The 17,770-nt window shown below is 67.2% G+C and carries 17 protein-coding genes and 2 tRNA genes; 9 read left to right on the top strand and 10 right to left on the bottom strand.

Annotated elements, in window-relative coordinates; genetic code table 11:
• Positions 1-155: 155 nt before the first annotated feature.
• Together HNP60_RS08355 and HNP60_RS08350 are read right to left on the bottom strand one after the other, a co-directional pair.
• Positions 156-668, bottom strand: coding sequence for an aromatic-ring-hydroxylating dioxygenase subunit beta (locus HNP60_RS08355; protein WP_184152427.1), 513 nt, complete (start codon positions 666-668; stop codon positions 156-158).
• Positions 665-2,017 (bottom strand): SRPBCC family protein, encoded by a 1,353-nt coding sequence (locus tag HNP60_RS08350; RefSeq protein WP_184152424.1) that lies wholly within the window; start codon positions 2,015-2,017, stop codon positions 665-667. The genes HNP60_RS08355 and HNP60_RS08350 overlap by 4 nt, the downstream gene beginning before the upstream one ends.
• A 330-nt stretch (positions 2,018-2,347) precedes the next feature.
• On the opposite strand from HNP60_RS08350, the gene HNP60_RS08345 reads away from it, so the two are divergent.
• The gene (locus HNP60_RS08345; RefSeq protein ID WP_184152421.1) at positions 2,348-3,103 is read left to right on the top strand and encodes a TIGR02391 family protein; all 756 of its coding nucleotides are present in this window, start codon (positions 2,348-2,350) and stop codon (positions 3,101-3,103) included.
• A 71-nt stretch (positions 3,104-3,174) separates the two neighbouring features.
• Here HNP60_RS08345 and HNP60_RS08340 read toward each other — a convergent pair.
• Together HNP60_RS08340 and HNP60_RS08335 are read right to left on the bottom strand one after the other, a co-directional pair.
• Positions 3,175-3,250, bottom strand: a tRNA-Ala gene (locus HNP60_RS08340).
• A 120-nt stretch (positions 3,251-3,370) separates the two neighbouring features.
• Positions 3,371-3,700, bottom strand: a complete 330-nt coding sequence (locus HNP60_RS08335; protein ID WP_014075987.1) for a TIGR02300 family protein — start codon at positions 3,698-3,700, stop codon at positions 3,371-3,373.
• A gap of 173 nt (positions 3,701-3,873) precedes the next feature.
• Between HNP60_RS08335 and aroA the strand changes: the two genes are divergently transcribed.
• The 8 genes from aroA to HNP60_RS08295 all read left to right on the top strand — a co-directional run bounded on the left by aroA (position 3,874) and on the right by HNP60_RS08295 (position 10,840).
• Positions 3,874-5,226, top strand: coding sequence for a 3-phosphoshikimate 1-carboxyvinyltransferase (gene aroA / locus HNP60_RS08330; RefSeq protein WP_184152418.1), 1,353 nt, complete (start codon positions 3,874-3,876; stop codon positions 5,224-5,226).
• Positions 5,223-5,471, top strand: coding sequence for a CBU_0592 family membrane protein (locus HNP60_RS08325; RefSeq protein ID WP_184152415.1), 249 nt, complete (start codon positions 5,223-5,225; stop codon positions 5,469-5,471). The genes aroA and HNP60_RS08325 overlap by 4 nt, the downstream gene beginning before the upstream one ends.
• Positions 5,468-6,097 (top strand): (d)CMP kinase, encoded by a 630-nt coding sequence (locus tag HNP60_RS08320; RefSeq protein ID WP_184152412.1) that lies wholly within the window; start codon positions 5,468-5,470, stop codon positions 6,095-6,097. The genes HNP60_RS08325 and HNP60_RS08320 overlap by 4 nt, the downstream gene beginning before the upstream one ends.
• Before the next feature lie 176 nt (positions 6,098-6,273).
• Positions 6,274-7,977, top strand: coding sequence for a 30S ribosomal protein S1 (gene rpsA / locus HNP60_RS08315; protein ID WP_184049338.1), 1,704 nt, complete (start codon positions 6,274-6,276; stop codon positions 7,975-7,977).
• A gap of 224 nt (positions 7,978-8,201) precedes the next feature.
• Positions 8,202-8,486: an integration host factor subunit beta gene (locus HNP60_RS08310; RefSeq protein ID WP_184049340.1), complete on the top strand. Its 285-nt coding sequence runs from the start codon at positions 8,202-8,204 to the stop codon at positions 8,484-8,486.
• A gap of 106 nt (positions 8,487-8,592) precedes the next feature.
• Positions 8,593-8,679 (top strand) — tRNA-Leu (locus tag HNP60_RS08305).
• Positions 8,680-8,928: 249 nt separating this feature from the next.
• Positions 8,929-10,359: an ABC transporter substrate-binding protein gene (locus tag HNP60_RS08300; RefSeq protein ID WP_184152409.1), complete on the top strand. Its 1,431-nt coding sequence runs from the start codon at positions 8,929-8,931 to the stop codon at positions 10,357-10,359.
• A 49-nt stretch (positions 10,360-10,408) separates the two neighbouring features.
• Positions 10,409-10,840, top strand: a complete 432-nt coding sequence (locus HNP60_RS08295) for a DUF4112 domain-containing protein (protein WP_014075979.1) — start codon at positions 10,409-10,411, stop codon at positions 10,838-10,840.
• Between the two features lie 24 nt (positions 10,841-10,864).
• On the opposite strand, the gene HNP60_RS08290 is transcribed toward HNP60_RS08295, so the two are convergent.
• From HNP60_RS08290 to HNP60_RS08265, 6 genes are read right to left on the bottom strand one after another with little or no spacing between them, the layout of a single operon-like run.
• A complete protein-coding gene (locus tag HNP60_RS08290) occupies positions 10,865-11,614 on the bottom strand; it encodes a ribonuclease T2 family protein (protein WP_184152406.1) in 750 nt (249 codons plus the stop codon).
• Complete coding sequence (nadC, locus tag HNP60_RS08285) at positions 11,611-12,483, bottom strand: carboxylating nicotinate-nucleotide diphosphorylase (RefSeq protein WP_184152403.1); 873 nt, start codon at positions 12,481-12,483, stop codon at positions 11,611-11,613. The genes HNP60_RS08290 and nadC overlap by 4 nt, the downstream gene beginning before the upstream one ends.
• Positions 12,480-14,618, bottom strand: coding sequence for a prolyl oligopeptidase family serine peptidase (locus HNP60_RS08280; protein ID WP_184152401.1), 2,139 nt, complete (start codon positions 14,616-14,618; stop codon positions 12,480-12,482). The genes nadC and HNP60_RS08280 overlap by 4 nt, the downstream gene beginning before the upstream one ends.
• Positions 14,619-14,675: 57 nt before the next feature.
• On the bottom strand, positions 14,676-15,968 hold the full coding sequence (locus HNP60_RS08275) for a DUF2254 domain-containing protein (protein ID WP_184152398.1): 1,293 nt from the start codon (positions 15,966-15,968) through the stop codon (positions 14,676-14,678).
• Positions 15,969-15,981: 13 nt separating this feature from the next.
• Complete coding sequence (gene nadA, locus HNP60_RS08270; RefSeq protein ID WP_184156959.1) at positions 15,982-16,986, bottom strand: quinolinate synthase NadA; 1,005 nt, start codon at positions 16,984-16,986, stop codon at positions 15,982-15,984.
• Between the two features lie 54 nt (positions 16,987-17,040).
• Positions 17,041-17,760 carry a hypothetical protein gene (locus tag HNP60_RS08265; RefSeq protein ID WP_184152395.1) on the bottom strand — a complete coding sequence of 240 codons (720 nt, stop codon included), beginning with the start codon at positions 17,758-17,760 and terminating at the stop codon, positions 17,041-17,043.
• Positions 17,761-17,770: the final 10 nt, after the last annotated feature.

Genomic DNA, 17,770 nt, shown 5'->3' with positions numbered 1-17,770 from the left:
GGACGCCCCCCTCGATCCGGTGGTTCATGATCGTCTTCACTTCCTTAAGCGCGACAATCAGGAAAACCGGACCACGGCAGGCGCTGCCTGCGTCGATTTTTCCGGCAGGCTCCCGGGCTCAGGGCTGCTGCCCCGCTCCCCCGGGGCCGCCCTGCTCAGAGCATGTAGAGGTCGGCCACCGTCGGAATGCAGTCGTTCATCAGGTTGATCGTCTTGGCCGCGATCAGCCACTCATCGCCCGACCGGCGGAACACATGCCGGTAATGGCCGAAGAAGACATGCGTCCGGTCACTGCGCGGGTCGTGATGATGGGCGGTGAATGCCGCGAGCACCACGGCTTCCTCGCCCGTGCAGGAGTCGACGATGACATTGCCGACCAGATGCGACACACGCGCCGGAATCACCGAGGCATTGGAGAGCCCCGATCCCAGGCGCCAGACGCGGTCGGCCAGGTTCTGCTTGCCCTCATAGTAGATTAGCGAAAGCTCGCTGTCGGGGTCGGTCGTGAGCGTCGTCTCGTCGCGCCAGGCAGGCATCCAGAACACGACATCGTCATGATACATCGCCAGCCAGTCGTCGAACCGCCGCTCGTCCAGCAGCCGCGCCTCGCGATACAGCAGGTCTTCCGCGTCGCTCCGCGTCATCGCGCGCTCGATGATGGTGCTCATGCCGCCGTCTCCAGCGCGCCGGCCATCCGCCGCGCCCATTCGCGATAATAGCTCTGGTAGATCGTCTCGTCGCACAGGCGCGAATTGCCGGCCACGCTGAACTCGGGCTCAAGGCCGATCTCCCCGGCGAGGTCGTTGGGCCCCGCCTGCCTGCGATCCATGCCGCGCGCATAGCCCTGCAGCCAGGGTTCTACCTTGCCGGCGAAGCCGCGCTGGCAATCCTCATAAGCGACCGTGTCGTCGGGCGTCGCCATGCCCGAGGGATTGAAGAAATCCTCATATTGCCGGATGCGCTGGCGCCGCGCCGCCGGCGCTTCGCCCTTGGGGCCGATGCACCATGTGCGCATGCGGGTGCGCCCCGCGCTGAGCGGCTCGATCACCCGCAACTGGCTGGAGGCATTCTCGGCCACCTGGAGATTGGGGAAGATCGTCAGGTTGCGCATGTTGAAGATCCAGTCCCGCTTCGCCGCGCCGAGCCGCTGCGCGAGCAGGTCGGCACGGTCGAACAGCGGCGAGGCCGGGGTCGGCGCGCCGAGCCCGAAATTGAGCACATGGCCATAAGGGAAGCTGAACGTGCCCGAGACGATCTCGTCATCCTCGCCGCTCCAGTGCCGCTGCGAATCCATCGCGGAGGTGAAGGCCTTGCCGGAGGCCGCTTCCGCCGCCTTGCGCCGCTCCAGAAGCCGGATGTAGGAGGGGTGCGCGGACGTGAAGTGATAATTGTCCGAGCAATTCTCCAGCTGCAGCTTCCAGTTCGCGTCATAAGTGAAGCTCACGCCGCCCGGGATCATCTCCACGCCGTCCTCGCTCTGGTCCGCGACCAGATCGAGCAGCTTCGCGGCATCGCCCAGCCAGTCGAGCAGCGGCGGGACGTCCGCGCTCACGCTGCCGAACACGAAGCCCTTGTAGACGCCGAAGGCCGGCAGCGCCGGCAGGTCGTGGCTGTCCGCATCGAAGCCGGGCGTATAGGCGCCGCCGGCTTTCCACTTCACCGCCTTGTTCTTGCCCGAGCTGTCGAAGCTCCAGCTATGATAGGGGCAGATGAGCTGGCGGGCATGGCCGCAGCCCGCATGCGCCACGCGCGCGCCCTTGTGGGGGCAGGAATTCACGAAGCCGCGCAGCACGCCATCCCCGCCGCGCATCACCAGCACGGGCACGCGCCCGGCATTCACGGTGAAATAGTCGTGCGCCTCAGGCGCCTGCGCCGCGAGCCCGAGAAACAGCCATCCGGCCTCGAAAATATGCCGCATCTCCAGCTCGAAGACAGCGGGATCATCGAACATGGCGCGGTTGACGCGGAAGATGCCCTCGTCCGGCCGACTGTCGATGAGGGCGCTGAGCCTGGTCACGAATCGCTCTCCTTCATCCGGTCGCAGGATGCGACAAGTTGTTGAGGATTCAATAGGTCATGCGCCACCCGATTTCCACCAAAAGCTGAACGCGCCCGGCCGTCCGACCGCGCTTCGCCGGCCTAGGAGGTCGATAAAGGCGATGAACTTGTCTTCGATCTCAGCTCTTTCATCGGCGGTCCTCAACCCGCTTCCCCGCGGCGCCTATGATTAAGTACCCGGTCGCGTTCAGAGGAAGGAAGCACAGCAGCATCGTGATCGAACCATGGCGTGAGCAGTGTGTCCCAAGCTATGATGAACGACTGATTTGCAGCGAGACGGGGCATACCGATGACGACACTTGCATCCCTTATTCCCGACGAGGATCTACTTTTAACTCTCCCTCCGGAAGAGATTGGAACGCACCTGCTTAAATTAGCCGCGCAAAACCAGCAGAATGGCATGTTCTCGCTCGGGGGGATCGCTGGACCCGACCGATTGTTCGGGAATGGGTTCTCTCCCATGGCAGGACCGACCTACTCTCGAAGCCAAGCGGCCGAAGTCGAGCTTGCCGTGGCGGAGGCGTGGCTATGGCTGCAGAATAATGGGCTGATTATGCCAGCCGCGCAGCCCAATGCAACATTTCACCGGCTCACACGGCGGGGACGTGAGTTAGCCAACAATGGTATCCGAATGAAGGACTTCCTTGCTGCAACCCGGTTTCCTAGACACCTCCTTCATCCATCCATCGCTGACCAGGTCTGGGGGCAGCTTGCGCAGGGCGAGCACGCCGTCGCGGTCTTTATGGCGTTTCGGGCCGTTGAGGAGGCTGTGAGAAATGCTGCAGGATTCGCCAGCCATGAGCACGGTGTAGCGATGATACGGCGGGCGTTCCATAAGGACTCCGGCCCTCTCAGCCGTGACACCGATCCCGAGGCCGAACGCGAAGCATTGATGTCTTTGTTCGCGGGAGCGATCGGTTCTTATAAGAACCCGCATTCCCATCGGACGGTTGAGTTGACTGATCCAGCCGAAGCTCAGGAAATGGTGCTGCTGGCATCGCATCTGCTTCGTATTGTTGATGCGCGCACCTATGTTGGAAAATAATTCCAAACCTCACGCGGCGCTTACTAACGAGAAGCCCCCCTGCTCACATTCACCAGGAAAGGCAGGAAAAATGGTGGAGCCGAGGGGGATCGAACCCCTGACCTCTACACTGCCAGTGTAGCGCTCTCCCAGCTGAGCTACGGCCCCGATTCTGCGGTGCGACGGGTGGGTCCGTCGCTGCGAGGCGCTGCCTTTATGTCAGGCTTCGCCCCGCTGCAAGTCCAATTTATTGCCGCGCGTCAGTAAAAATGCGCGCGGCGGAATGGCTCAGTTTTCCTCGTCGCCATCGTCCCCGGCTTCGACGCCGAGATCGTCGTCGCCGCCAAGGTCGACATCATTGTCGGGCGAGCCTTCCTCTTCATCGACGTCCACGTCGATGTCGAGATCGTCATCGGCACCCGTCTCGGCTTCAGCGCCAGCGGCGGCCTTCTGCGGCAGTTCCTCGAAGGGCAGCGGCTGCTTGGACTTGAGCACCGGCTCGGGCGTCCAGACGTTGCCGCACTCGATGCAGGTCACGGGCTCGCTATTGCCCAGGTCGTAGAAACGCGTGGCGCATTTGGGGCAGGTCCGCTTCGTTCCCCATTCAGGCTTCACCATGTGCCGCCTCTGTCCTTCCAGATGAGATGAAAATCGTGCGCAGCGAAGCAATGTCGCCGCGAAGTGCCGCGCGCCTTGCCATAGCAGATCGGCGCTGTCAAAAGCGGCGCGCCATTTTTTTCCGTCCGCCGGTCGAGCGCCATGCGCCCCGGCCAGAATTCCGGGTTTGCATAATGACAGATCATGCGCGCAACACGCTCTTCGAGCCTGGGGCCCCGCTGCGCGGCACCGTCACGGTGCCGGGCGACAAGAGCATCTCCCATCGCGCGCTCATGCTTTCGGCGCTGGCCGTGGGCGAGAGCCGCATCTCCGGCCTGCTCGAAGGCGAGGACGTGCTCGCGACAGCCGCCGCCATGCGGGCGCTCGGCGCGCAGATCGAGCGCGGCGCGGATGGCGTGTGGCGCGTCCATGGTGTCGGCGTGGGCAGCCTCGTCCAGCCCGCGACGGCGCTCGAAATGGGCAACAGCGGCACCTCGACGCGCCTGCTGATGGGTCTGCTCGCCAGCCACGCGCTCACTGCCACCTTCGTGGGCGACGCCAGCCTCAGCAAGCGTCCGATGGGCCGCGTCACCACCCCACTCGGCCTCATGGGCGCGCAGTTCATGGGCACGTCCGGCGCCGGCGGAAGCATCTGCCTGCCGCTCACCATGCGCGGCATCGTCCCGGCGGTGCCGATCGAATATCGCCTGCCTGTCGCGTCCGCGCAGGTGAAGTCGGCCGTGCTGCTCGCCGGGCTCAATGCGCCAGGCATCACCCGCGTCATCGAGCCGGTGCCCACGCGCGATCACAGCGAGCGGATGCTCCGGGGCTTCGGCGCGACCCTGACCGTGGAGGCGGACCCCGACGGCGCGCGGATCATCAGCATCCACGGCGAGGCCGAGCTGAACCCGCAGACGCTCGTCGTGCCGGGCGATCCGTCCTCCGCCGCCTTCCCCGTCGTCGCGGCACTCATCACCCCCGGTTCGGAGGTGACCGTCACCAATGTCGGCATGAACCCCACGCGCGCCGGGCTCTTCCGCATGCTCCAGGCGATGGGCGCGGATCTCGCGATCACCAATGAGCGCGAAGTGGGCGGCGAGCCGGTCGCCGATCTGGTGGCGCGGCATAGCGCGCTCACCGGTATCGACGTGCCGCCGGACGTGGCGCCCAGCATGATCGACGAGTTCCCGGTCTTCTTCGTCGCCGCCGCTCATGCGCAGGGCATCACTCGCACCAGCGGGCTGGACGAGCTGCGCGTCAAGGAATCGGACCGGCTGGCCCTCATGGCGCGCGGCCTCACCCGCATCGGCGCCATCGTGGAGGAGCAGGAGGACGGGCTGGTCATCACCGGCAGCGGCGGCGATCCGCTGGGCGGCGGCAATGGCGCGCCCGTCATCGACGCCGAGCTCGATCATCGCATCGCGATGAGCTTCGCCATTGCGGGGCTCAACACGCGCGGGGGCCTCGTCATCGACGACATGAGCCCCGTGGCGACCAGCTTCCCCGGCTTCGCGGACATGCTGGCGACGCTGCGAGGCGCGGCATGACGCAGGACATGCTGGCGAACATCGTCGGCCTGCTCGGCAGCGCGCTGGTGGTCGGCGCTTATGGCTATTCCAATGTCGCGCGGGCCATGGATTTCCGGCTGTTCAATGGGCTCAACCTGGCCGGCGCGCTGCTGCTCATTGCCTCGCTGACCGTCCATTTCAATCTCGCTGCCATGACGCTCGAAGTCGTCTGGGCGATCATCGCCGCGCTCGGGCTCGCGCGCGCCATGAGGAGACGCGCATGATCATCGCCGTCGACGGCCCCGCCGCCTCGGGCAAGGGCACCATCGCGCGCGCGCTCGCTGCGCATTATGGCCTGCCCCATCTCGATACCGGGCTGCTCTACCGCGCCGTGGGCGTAACGGTCGCGCGCAACGGCGGCGATCCCGACGATCCCGCCGATGCCGCCGCCGCCTGCGTCTTTCCGGACAGCCTGCTGGACGATCTCGCCCTCCGCTCGGAGGAGGCGGGGCCGCTGGCGAGCCGTGCCTCGCGCCATCCGCAAGTGCGCGCCGCCCTGTTCGAGCGCCAGCGCGCCTTCGCCCGGCAGGCCGGCGGCGCCGTGCTGGACGGGCGGGATATCGGCACGGTGATCGCGCCGGATGCGGATGCCAAGCTGTTCGTCACCGCCAGCGTCGCGGTGCGTGCCGAGCGGCGCCACCGGGAGCTGGTCGCGCGGGGCGAGCCGGTCTCGCTCGCGGAGATCGCGGCGGAACTCGAGGCGCGCGACGCGCGGGACATGGCGCGGGCGGATGCCCCGCTCCGGCAGGCCGACGATGCGGACTTGCTCGACACGAGCGATTTGAGTATAGGCGCGTCCGTTCAGCGCGCGATCGCGCTGGTGGATGCTCGCCTGAAGGACCGCGCATAGCGGCCCGGACGAGGCGCTTCGCTTCGCGAGGCGCCCTTTTGCTTTTTCGAAGCTCTTGTATCCATCGGCACGGCACGCGCCGGATGCCCGGTCCGGCATGAGGCCGTCCGGGCACTATGGCCAAAGACCGCCGGAGACAACCGGCTGGCCAGCAACGAACCGAAGGAACCTTATTCATGGCCTCAACGGCAAACCCCTCGCGCGACGATTTCGCCGCGCTTCTCAATGAATCTCTCGGCGGCGCCGACGGCGGCTTCGAAGGCCGCGTCGTCAAGGGCACCGTCACCGGCATCGAAAATGATCTCGCCGTCATCGACGTCGGCCTCAAGAGCGAAGGCCGCGTGCCGCTGCGTGAATTCGCCGCGCCGGGCCAGAAGGCCGATCTCAAGGTCGGTGACGAAGTCGAGGTCTTTGTCGATCGCGTCGAGAACAGCAATGGCGAGGCCATGCTCAGCCGCGACCGCGCCCGCCGCGAAGCCGCGTGGGACAAGCTGGAAGCCGAGTTCTCCGAGAGCGCCCGCGTCGAAGGCGTCATCTTCGGCCGCGTCAAGGGTGGCTTCACGGTCGATCTCGATGGCGCCGTGGCGTTCCTGCCCGGCTCGCAGGTCGACATCCGCCCCGTCCGCGACGTCACGCCGCTCATGGACATCCCCCAGCCTTTCCAGATCCTCAAGATGGATCGTCGCCGCGGCAACATCGTCGTGTCGCGCCGCGCCATCCTGGAAGAGACCCGCGCCGAGCAGCGCAGCGGCCTCATCCAGACCCTGTCGGAAGGCCAGATCATCGACGGCGTCGTCAAGAACATCACCGATTATGGTGCGTTCGTTGACCTGGGCGGCATCGACGGCCTGCTGCACGTCACGGATCTGAGCTACAAGCGCATCAACCACCCGAGCGAGATGATCAACATCGGCGACACCGTCCGTGTCCAGATCATCCGCATCAATCGCGACACGCAGCGCATCAGCCTCGGCATGAAGCAGCTCGAGAGCGATCCGTGGGAAGGCGCAGCCGCCAAGTATCCGATCGGCGCGAAGCTGACCGGCCGCGTCACGAACATCACCGAATATGGTGCGTTCGTCGAGCTGGAGCCGGGCATCGAGGGTCTCGTCCACGTCTCCGAGATGAGCTGGACCAAGAAGAACGTCCATCCCGGCAAGATCGTCTCCACCTCGCAGGAAGTGGACGTCATCGTGCTCGAGGTCGATGCCGAGAAGCGTCGCATCTCGCTGGGCCTCAAGCAGGCGCAGTCCAATCCCTGGGAGAGCTTCGCGGAGCGTCACCCGGTCGGTTCGACGGTCGAGGGCGAAGTCAAGAACGCCACCGAGTTCGGCCTGTTCATCGGCCTCGACGGCGATGTGGACGGCATGGTTCACATGTCGGACATCGCCTGGGGCATTTCCGGCGAGGACGCGCTCAACCTGCATCGCAAGGGCGAGGTCGTTCAGGCCGTGGTGCTCGATGTCGATGTCGAGAAGGAGCGCATCAGCCTCGGCATGAAGCAGCTTGAGAAGGGCGCGCCCACCAGCGGTGCCTCGCGTGGCGGCTCGGGCCTCAACAAGAACGAGACCGTCACCGTGACTGTGCTCGAGGTTCGCGATGGCGGCCTGGAAGTGCAGGCGGGCGACGATGGCGTCACCGGCTTCATCAAGCGCAGCGACCTTGGCCGCGACCGCGACGAGCAGCGTCCGGAGCGTTTCCAGCCCGGCCAGAAGTTCGATGCCCTGGTCATCGGCTTCGATCGTTCGAAGAAGCCGAACTTCTCGGTCAAGGCTCTCCAGATCGCCGAGGAAAAGGCGGCGGTCGCGCAGTATGGCTCGTCCGACAGCGGTGCGTCGCTGGGCGACATCCTGGGCGAGGCGCTGAAGGCCAAGAACTGATCCAGCCTGACAAAACACGGCGCCCCTGGCGCTGAAAAGCCGGCCGGCCGATCTCGTATCGGCCGGCCGTTTTCGTCATTCCATCGGCTTTTCCGCGATTCTTCTTGATTTGGGCATGGCCTGTGGCAAATCCGGGCGATTGCGGGGGCGCAGAATTCGGGGCACGGACAGCGAACCGCGATGATAAGGGGAAGGCTTCGGCCTACATCGGAAAGACCGCGCAGATGATTCGTTCGCAGCTCGTGCAGAAACTCGCCGTACTTCATCCCGATCTCAGTCTTCAGGAAGTCGACCGGATCGTCGACATCGTCTTCGAATCGATTGGCACGCGCCTCGCCGAAGGCGGCCGGGTGGAACTGCGCGGATTCGGCGCCTTCACCACGCGCGGGCGTCAGGGACGCACCGGCCGCAATCCCCGCACCGGCGCCGCCGTGGTCGTTCCGGCCAAGCGGGTGCCGCACTTCAAGCCCGGCAAGGAAATGCGCACGCGCCTCAACACTTCCGACTGAGCCCGCGTCCATCCTCCGGGCGCCCGGCGCAGGCCCTGGCCCACGCAAAATGGCGCAAAAGGCCATGGACGACGCCGCCCGGGCGCGCCATAGCCGGCCGGGCCGCGCGGACGTGGCGAAATCGGTAGACGCAGCAGACTTAAAATCTGCTTCTCCTGTGAGAGTGCGGGTTCGAGTCCCGCCGTCCGCACCAGTTCCTGCCGGCCGGTTCCCGCCCGCAGCGCGATGACGCGCTGTCCGGCAGGCCCGGCCCCTTCGACGCCCCAACCCCGCGCCGCGCATTCTTTCCGATCCGGCGCATTTCCCGGGCCACGAGATGTTTCCTCCCGGCCGGAAAATCTCTAGAGCCTCTGCCATGCTCCACGCCCCTCTCCCGCCCGCAAGGCCGAAGCGGCGCGTCCCTGCCCGGAGGCGAAAGCCGCATCTGGCGCTGGCGTGCCTCATGCTGGCGCTCGTTTCCTGCGGCCGTGGCCAAGGCGACGACAGTGCCGTCCGGGTCGATGTGATCGGCGAGCCCGAACAGACGGTCAATCCGCTGCGCGACAGCGTCTCCCCCGCCGCCAAGGCCATTCTGGGCGCGACTGCGCAGGGCCTGCTTGCCTATGACGCGCGCGGCGAGGTGGTGAGCGCGCTCGCGGAGAGCTGGATCGTCGAGGATGGCGGGCAGAGCTACATCTTCCGCCTGAGGCGCACCAGCTGGCCGGATGGCGAGCCGGTGAAGGCGGATCAGGTCGTCCGCCTGCTGCAGGAGCGGATGCGCGCCAACCCGCTCTCGCTGGCAGGCCTGAGCCCGCGCCTGCGTGCCATGACCGACCGGGTGATCGAGATCCGGCTGGACGCGCCGCTCCCGGTCTTCCTGCAATTGCTCGCGCAGCCGCAATTCGCCATTTTCTCGCGCGCCGGCGGCACCGGCCCCTATCGCGCCACGCGTGCCAATGGCGTCATCGCGCTCGAACCGATGCCGGCCGTGACGGACCCCGAGGCCGAACCCGAGCCGGCGCCCGCCCCGATCCTGCAGCGCAGCCTGCGAGTCCATCGCGCCGCCCTCGCGCTGGTCCGGTTTCGCGAGGGCAGGACCGATCTGGTCCTTGGCGGCCGCTTCCAGCATCTGCCGCTCGTGTCCGCCGCGGGCTTCGAGATGCGGGATCTGCGCGCCGATCCCGTCACGGGCCTGTTCGGCCTGGCTTTTGTGGGCAAGTCGGACTTCCTGGCGGATCTGTCCGTCCGCGATGCGCTCTCGCGCGTGATCGACCGGGAGAGGCTGGCCGCGACGCTGGGGCCTCCCGGCTGGCGCACGGCGGTCTTCCCCCTGCCCGGCCCGCTCGATCTGGGGCGACAGCCCAGCGCGCCCGGCTGGCATGACCGCCCGGTCGAGGAGCGCCTCGCCTCGGCGCGACGCGTGATCGAGGCGTGGCGCGCGGCCCATGATGACGACGATCCGCCGGTGCTGCGCATCGCCCTGCCCGAGGGCCCCGGTGGCTCGGTGCTGTTCATCGCCCTTGCGCGCGATCTGGGGCAGCTTGGCGTGCGGCTTGACCGGGTGGCGCTGGATGCCTCGGCCGATCTGCGCCTCATCGACGAGGTCGCGCCGTTCGACAGTGCCTTGTGGTATCTGAGCCGGCTCGATTGCCCGGCCCGCATCGCTTGCGATCCCCGCTCGACCAAGCTGCTCTCGGGCGCGCGCGAAGCGAGCGATCCCGGCGAGCAGGCCCGCCTGCTGGCCGAGGCGGAAGCGCTGATCGTGGCCCATGCCGGCTATATCCCGCTTGGCCAGCCCATCCGCTGGGCAATGGCGGCGCGCCGCCTCACCGGCTTCCAGCCCTCGCCGCGCGGCATCCATCCATTGAACCGGCTGATCGCCATCCCCAACTAATGAGATGCCGGCACCCCTTGCCGGCATCTTGTGAGGATCATCTGTGCCCATGGCTGGCAGCAATCCCCGTTTCGAAGACATGATGTCCGGGCTGGACCGCATGCCCGGTCTCGGCCGCGATCCGCGCGCGGTGCGCCAGCGCGTGGAAGCGATGGAGCAGATCCTCGAGAACGTCTTCACCCTGCCCGGTACGCGCATGCGCGTCGGGCTGGATGCCGTCCTCGGCGTCGTCCCGATCGTGGGCGATCTGCTGGCGGCCGCGATGGGCGCCTGGATCGTCTGGGAAGCGCGCAATCTGGGCATGTCGCGCTGGCAACTCATGCGCATGAGCGCCAATGTCGGCATCGACACCGCGATCGGCGCGATCCCGCTGGTCGGCGATGCCTTCGATCTGTTCTTCCGGTCCAACACGCGCAACCTGCGGATCATCCGCAAGCATCTGGACCGGCATCACCCGCAGGCGGCGATCATCGAGGGCTGAGCGCGCGCGAGCGCTGATCGGCCTTCAGCGCTGGCGGATGCGCAGCCGCCGTCCGGGCGCCGCGCCCTTGTTCCAGTCGGGTCGGCAGGCCGCGAAGCGCTGCTGCCGGTCCATGCACAGCCATAGTTCGTCGAGCCACCCGTCCTGCGTCATCCGCACGCGAATCGCGCGCGCGTCGAGCGCCGGCAGCCGTGCCCGGTTGGCCGCCATGAAGGCTTGCGTGAAGCGCGCGACCGTCAGCGTCCCGTCCGCCGCCAGACGCGCCATGTCGGGGAAGCGTACCCGCGCATAATGCCGCCGGGCAGCCGCGAAATAGGGCTCGGGCGTGCGCGCCATGCAGGTGCCGTGCCGCGCCCATTCATGCTGGAGCAGGTCCACCGAGGGCGTCGCGCACAGGCTGGCGCGTAGCACCGGCGTGCTCAGCCGCTCGGCAGGGCGGCAATATTGCGGCCAGTCCCGCCCGGTGCCCTGCGGCCAGAGCCCGTGCAGCACGAAGCCGAAGCGATTGTCCTTGCCCGCGCACTGAAAACTCGTCGAATCCCGCGCCTCCGCGCAATGCTGCGGCGACCAGCTCAGCGCGAGCAGATAGCCGCCGATCGGCATGATCCGGGGCTTCGCCTGCTCCCGGATGTCCTGGCGTGGCGCCTCGATCTGCTCGGGCAGCGCGCAGGCGGCCAGCTGGGCCTGCGCCGGCGCGCTGGCGAGATGCAGCGCGCCCAGAGCCGGCAGGACAAAGGCCAGTCCCCGGACGCCTGCCTGCACCCGGCCGGTCATGCCCGAAAATCGAGGCCGATATCCGCCGCCGGGGCCGATTGCGTCAGCCGCCCGACGCTGATGAAGTCCACCCCCGTCACGGCGAAGTCGCGGATATTCTCGAGCCGGATGCCACCCGACGCCTCGGTGGGCACGCGCTTGCCGACCAGCGTCACGGCCCCGCGCAGCACGGCGGGGCTCATATTGTCGAGCAGCAGATGCGTCGCCCCCGCGGCGATGGCGGGCTCGATCTGGTCGATCCGGTCGACTTCCACGATGATGCGCGCCACGCCCGCCGCCTTCGCCGCGCCCACTGCCGCGTCGACCGAGCCGGCGACGGCGATGTGGTTGTCCTTGATCATCCCCGCATCCCACAGGCCCATGCGATGGTTCTGCGCGCCGCCCATGCGCGTGGCATATTTGTCCAGCAGGCGCAGGCCCGGGATGGTCTTGCGGGTATCCAGCAGGATGGCGCCCGTGCCGGCGATCCGGTCGACATAGCTGCGCGTCAGCGTGGCGATGCCGGTGAGATGCTGCACGGTGTTGAGCGCGGATCGCTCGGCAGTGAGCATCGCCCGGGCCTTGCCGCGCAGCCGCATGAGGTCAGTGCCCGGCGTCACCTGCGCGCCTTCCGCCACCAGGATCTCGATCTCCACCTGCGGGTCCAACGCGCGGAAGAAGGCCGCCGCGATCGGCAGGCCCGCGACGCTCACCGCGTCCCGGCTGTCCATCACGCCCTCGAACATCGCATCGGCGGGGATCACGCTCTCGGACGTCACGTCGCGCCCCGTGGGCCCGAGGTCCTCGGCCAGCGTGGCCGCGACGAAGCCCGCGAGGTCGAACCCCTCGATGGCGAAGGCGTCATGCGCCGAGAATGTCGCGACGCTCACTGGCCTTCGCCCATCAGTTCCCGCTTGAGGAAGGCATGGAGCATCGCGGCGCGGATCGCGTCCTCGGCATGGTCGGCGCCCACCGAATGGCCGCCCTCGCGATATTCGTGATAATAGACGGTGTTGCCATAATCGCGCAGCCGCGCCGCCAGCTTGCGGGCATGGCCCGGATGCACGCGGTCGTCCTTGGTCGAGAGATAGAAGAAGGTCGGCGGATAGGTCACGCCCCGCTTCACATTCTGGTAGGGCGAATAGAGCTTGATGAAGGCCCAGTCCTCCGGCTTGTCCGGGTCGCCATATTCCGCCATCCAGGATGCGCCCGCCAGCAGCTTCGAATAGCGCTTCATGTCATGGAGCGGCGATCCGGAAATCACCGCGCCATAGAGGTCCGGCCGCTGCGTGAGCGCCGCGCCGACCAGCACGCCGCCATTGGAGCGGCCGGAAATGCCGATCTTCCCCTTGGGGCTGATCCCGGCCTTCACCAGATCCTCCGCAACGGCATGGAGGTCATCGAAGCTGTTCTGGCGCTTCTCGCGCAGTGCCGCATCATGCCAGGCCGGGCCATATTCGCCGCCGCCGCGGATATTGGCGAGCACATAGGCATTGCCGTCCTCCACCCAGAACAGGCCGAGCGGCCCGGCGCGATAGGGCTGGCCGGTGAGATAGCCCGGCAACTGTGCCGCGCGGAACCCGCCATAGGCATGGATGAGCGCGGGCACCGGTCCACTCGTGCCTTTCTTGCGCACGAGGAAATAGGGCACGCGCGTGCGGTCCTTCGATGTCGCGAAGCGCTGCTCCACGGTGAACTGGCTGGCGTCGAACCGGTCGGGCAGGCTCTGCACCCGCACCGGCGCGCCGCTGGCGGGCACGGCCATCAGCGTAGGCGGCTGGAGCATGCCCTCGACGGTGACGAAGGCGAGATCGCGCTTGCCCGCGCCATTGAGCAGGTGGACGGTCGCGTTCTCCGCGAGCGGCACGGCCCGGCTCGCCCAGCGCCCCGTCTTCGCGTCGCGCGTCAGGGCGAGCAACCGGCCCTGCACATCGTCCAGCAGGCTGATCCACACCAGATTGTCGGTCGTCTCGACATCCTGGACGGCCTGCGCGGCGGTCGGCGTGAAGATCAGCTCCGGCTTCGTCTCGCGCCCGGCCTCGATGTCGGCCAGCGACCAGGCCACCAGCGATCCCGCCGGAATGTCGCCGAGCGGCCGGTTGAGGAAGACGACCGCGCGCCCGCCTATGATGCCGCGCATGTCGGCGCTGTCGGGAATGGGCATCGGCACGAAGCGCCCGTCCGCCCGCCGCAGCAGCATGTCGGAAGTGTAGAAGTCCTTCGCGCGATAGCCGAACACCCAGCGCCGGTCGCCGTCCATGCGCGCGCCCGCGCTCATGCTCACATCCTGCTTCTGGCCTTCCAGCACGGTGCGCGCGGCGGACAGCGGCGTGCCGCGCTTCCATTCCTTGACGATCCGCGCATAGCCCGAATCGGTCATCGATCCGGCGCCGTAATCGGTGCCGACCAGCAGCGTGTCGGCATCCACCCAGGCGAGGGTGCTCTTGGCTTCCGGCAGCGTGAAGCCGTTCTTCACGAAGCTGCGGGTCTCCATGTCCCATTCGCGCACCACATCGGCATCGGTGCCGCCCGGCGAGAGCGAGACGAGGCAGCGCTTGTAGGCAGGCGCGAGGCAGTCCGCGCCATGCCAGACCCAGCTCTGTCCTTCCGCCTTGCCCAGCGCATCGACGTCGATCAGCGTCGTCCACACCGGCTTGCCGGCGACATAGGCGTCGAGCGGGCTGGAGCGCCAGATGCCGCGCGGATTCTTCGCGTCGCGCCAGAGGTTGACGACCCGGTCACCCATGATCCGGTCCGGCGTCGCGATCTGCGCTTCATCGTCGAGAATGGCCCTCGCACGGGCCCGGTCGCTCTCGAAGGTCGGCGTGGCGCGCAGCAGCTTGTCGGTCTCGGCATTCCAGGCCTCCACCTGCGCGATGGCGCGCGGCCCCTCGATCTCCTCGAGCCAGAGAAACGGGTCCTCCGCCTCGCTGGTCTGCGCGAGGAGCGCGGTCCCGGCGGTGCCGGTGAGGAGGATGGCGGCGAAAGCGGAGCGCACGACTCCGATGGACAGGCTGTTGGTCATGCCCCTCGATTAGACGCGCCGCCGACCCGCATCAACCGGCCAGGGCCGTTGCCCCGCTCATGGCCGGTCGAAGGTCTCGCGCATCGCGGAAAACGCCGCCTCGACTTGGGCCAGCGCCGGGCCTTCCAGGGCAAGGCGCGCCTGCTCCATCAACTGCTCCGCTTCCCGCGCCAGCATCGCCCGACGACGCGGTCCCCGGCAGCCATGCGCCACGCTGGCCAGGCATTCGAGGAACTTGCATGCCGCGATCGGGCTGCCGGCTGCGGCCAGGCGCACGGCACCGAAGCCGCGCCCCAGATAATGAGCGAAATCATCCGGCCAGGGATAGACACGGCGCCTGCCATCGGACGGCAGCAGCGCGCTGACCCCGAGATTGCGCCGCGCCAGCGAAGCCGTCGCGGCGGCGAGCCAGTGCAGCGCCGTGACGGCCGTGAACGGATCGTTGATGCCCGGCGAGAGGGCCCGCAAGGCGATTTCCGCCAGTTCGTCGATCAGGAAATCGGGGTCCTGCTCGGGCGTGCGCAACGCGCCGAACATGAACGCGCCCCGCAGGGTCTCCGCGCCGTCATCCGGAAGCGCGCCATGGACCCTGAGCAGCGGCACGTCCGGATTGACGAAATCCCCTGTCCGCAGGCTGAGCGCGAGGACGAGATCATGGTCGGAAGCGAAGGATTGCAACCGATCGAAATCGATCAGCGTGACATAGCCGGTCGCCCTTGCCGGCACCGGCGCGCCACCTGCGGGTGCCGCCGGCTCATCGTCCTGCCCGTCCTTCGGGAAGCGGTCCTCGATCTGCGCGATCAGCCGCTTGCCGACATGCTCCAGCACGGTGTTGATGCGGATGCTCGCCGGAATATGATGCAGGAAATAGACCAGCACCGCGACGGACAGCGCCATGAGCAAAGTGGCGACGAACAGGGATATCTGCGGCACGAAGCCATGTGCGTCGGCGCCCTCGCCGGGCATGCGCACCGCGCGAAGCACCAGAACGGCATAGACGAAGGTGGAGATGAAGCTGCCCAGGGCGAGCTGGTTGCCCTTGTCCTCCATGAAGTTGGTGAGCAGCCGGGGGCCGTAATTCCCGCTGGCATAGGCGACGGCGGCGATCGTGATCGAGAAGACGGTCGAGGCCACGCCGATCATCGATCCCGCGATGACCGTGAGGATGTTGCTTGCGCCTTCCGGGCGGGCAGGCACGATCCAGCCCGTGCGCGCCATCCAGTCGCTGCCGCCGGCATGATCGAGCGCGATGGTGACGCTGGCCGTCAGCACCGCCAGCACCGAGAAGAGGGCCGGGAAGAACCAGTAGCTCGCGTTGAGACTGAACCAGAAGGCGCGCAGCCTGGCCATGACGGCTCGACCTTTACTGCGAGCCGACAGCCCCGATGTCGCCCTGCCCCACCGTGCCGCTCGCCATCTCCAGCATGCGGTCGAGGCTCTTGCGGGCCGCGAGCCGCAGCGTCTCGTCCATCTCGATGCGCGGCTGCAGATCACGCAGGGAAATATACAGCTTTTCCAGAGTGTTGAGCGCCATATAGGGACAGATGTTGCAAGCGCAGTTGCCGTCCGCGCCGGGCGCGCCGATGAATGCCTTGTCCGGCACCGCCAGTTCCATCTGGTGGATGATATGCGGCTCGGTGGCGACGATCAGCGTGTCGCCTTCCATCGTGCGGGCATATTGCAGGATGCCGCTGGTCGAGCCGACATAATCGGCATGGTCGATGATCGAGGGCGGGCATTCGGGATGCGCGGCGACGGGCGCGCCGGGATGCTGCGCCTTGAGCTTGATGAGCTCCGTCTCGCTGAAGCTCTCATGGACGATGCACACGCCCGGCCAGAGCAGCATTTCCCGATCGAACTTGCGCGCCAGATAGCCGCCCAGATGCTTGTCGGGGCCGAAGATGATTTTCTGTTCCCGGGGAATCTGGCTCAGGATCGTCTCGGCCGATGAGCTGGTTACGATGATGTCGCTCAGCGCCTTCACTTCCGCCGAGCAATTGATGTAGCTGAGCGCGATGTGATCGGGATGCGCCTCGCGGAAGGCCTTGAACTGCGCGGGCGGGCAGCTGTCCTCCAGCGAGCAGCCGGCGTCCATGTCCGGCAGCACGACGATTTTCTCGGGCGAGAGGATCTTGGCCGTCTCGGCCATGAAGCGCACGCCGCAAAAGGCGATCACGTCGGCGTCCGTTTCCGCCGCCTTGCGCGAGAGTTCCAGGCTGTCACCGACGAAATCGGCCAGGTCCTGGATTTCCGGCCTCTGGTAATAATGGCCCAGGATGACGGCATTCCGCTCCTTGCGCAGCCGGTTGATCTCGGCGAGCAGGTCGATCCCCGCCAGGCTTCCGCCGATCCCGCCACGTGCGTCCATCATCGATTCTCCCGCTTGCTCACCTTTCGCAGATGGCCCCGGGAGCGCGCGGGTTCAACCTGTAATCGAGCGGGCCAGCGCGACGAACGGCGGAAATCCGGCAAGCGGGCGGATGAGCAGCACGAAGGCGAGCATCACGCCCACGCCCCAGCGATAGGCCGGGTGGACCCGTCCGCGCGTCCGCCAGTCGTAGATCATCCCCGCTGCGAAATAGAGCAGCAGCACGCCCGCGATCCACCAGACCACGCTTTCGCCCAGCAGCGGCAGGGGCAGCAGCCGCCCCCAGGCCGGGCCGAGCGCCACCAGCGTCCCGCCCAGCATCAGTCGCCGATGCCAGTCGGTCCGTCGGCGCAGGCGGATGCCGGCCCAGACCAGCCCCGCGAAGGCGAGGATATTGAGCCAGTCCATGGCGAGGAAGAAGACCGGATCGAAGAAGGGCGGCGCGCGGCCCGCCGCCAGCGAGAGCGCGGTGACCGTGAAGCCGACCAGCACCATCCACACGCTCCATGCCGCGCCGACCATGCCGAGCCGCCGATGCAGCGCGAGATTGCCCTGCCACACGAGCAGGTTCTGCACGAGATAGAGCGTCACCCAGCCCATCATCGTGAGCGCATGGACATGCACCCACCATGGCGCGCCGAAGCTCGACTGGCCGATGACAATGAAGAAGCCGAAGCCGCCCACCGCCGTCACGGCGATGGCAATGGCCATGGCGAGGAAGAAAGTCCGTTCCCTGTCGATGCCGGCCGGAGCCGGAGTCAGTATCGTCGCCATGCCACCGTCC

The sequence above is a fragment of the Sphingobium lignivorans genome (assembly GCF_014203955.1).
In the GTDB taxonomy this organism is placed as follows: domain Bacteria; phylum Pseudomonadota; class Alphaproteobacteria; order Sphingomonadales; family Sphingomonadaceae; genus Sphingobium; species Sphingobium lignivorans.
The sequence above is the reverse complement of the archived record's forward strand: the minus strand, read 5'-3'. Positions and strand labels throughout refer to the sequence as shown.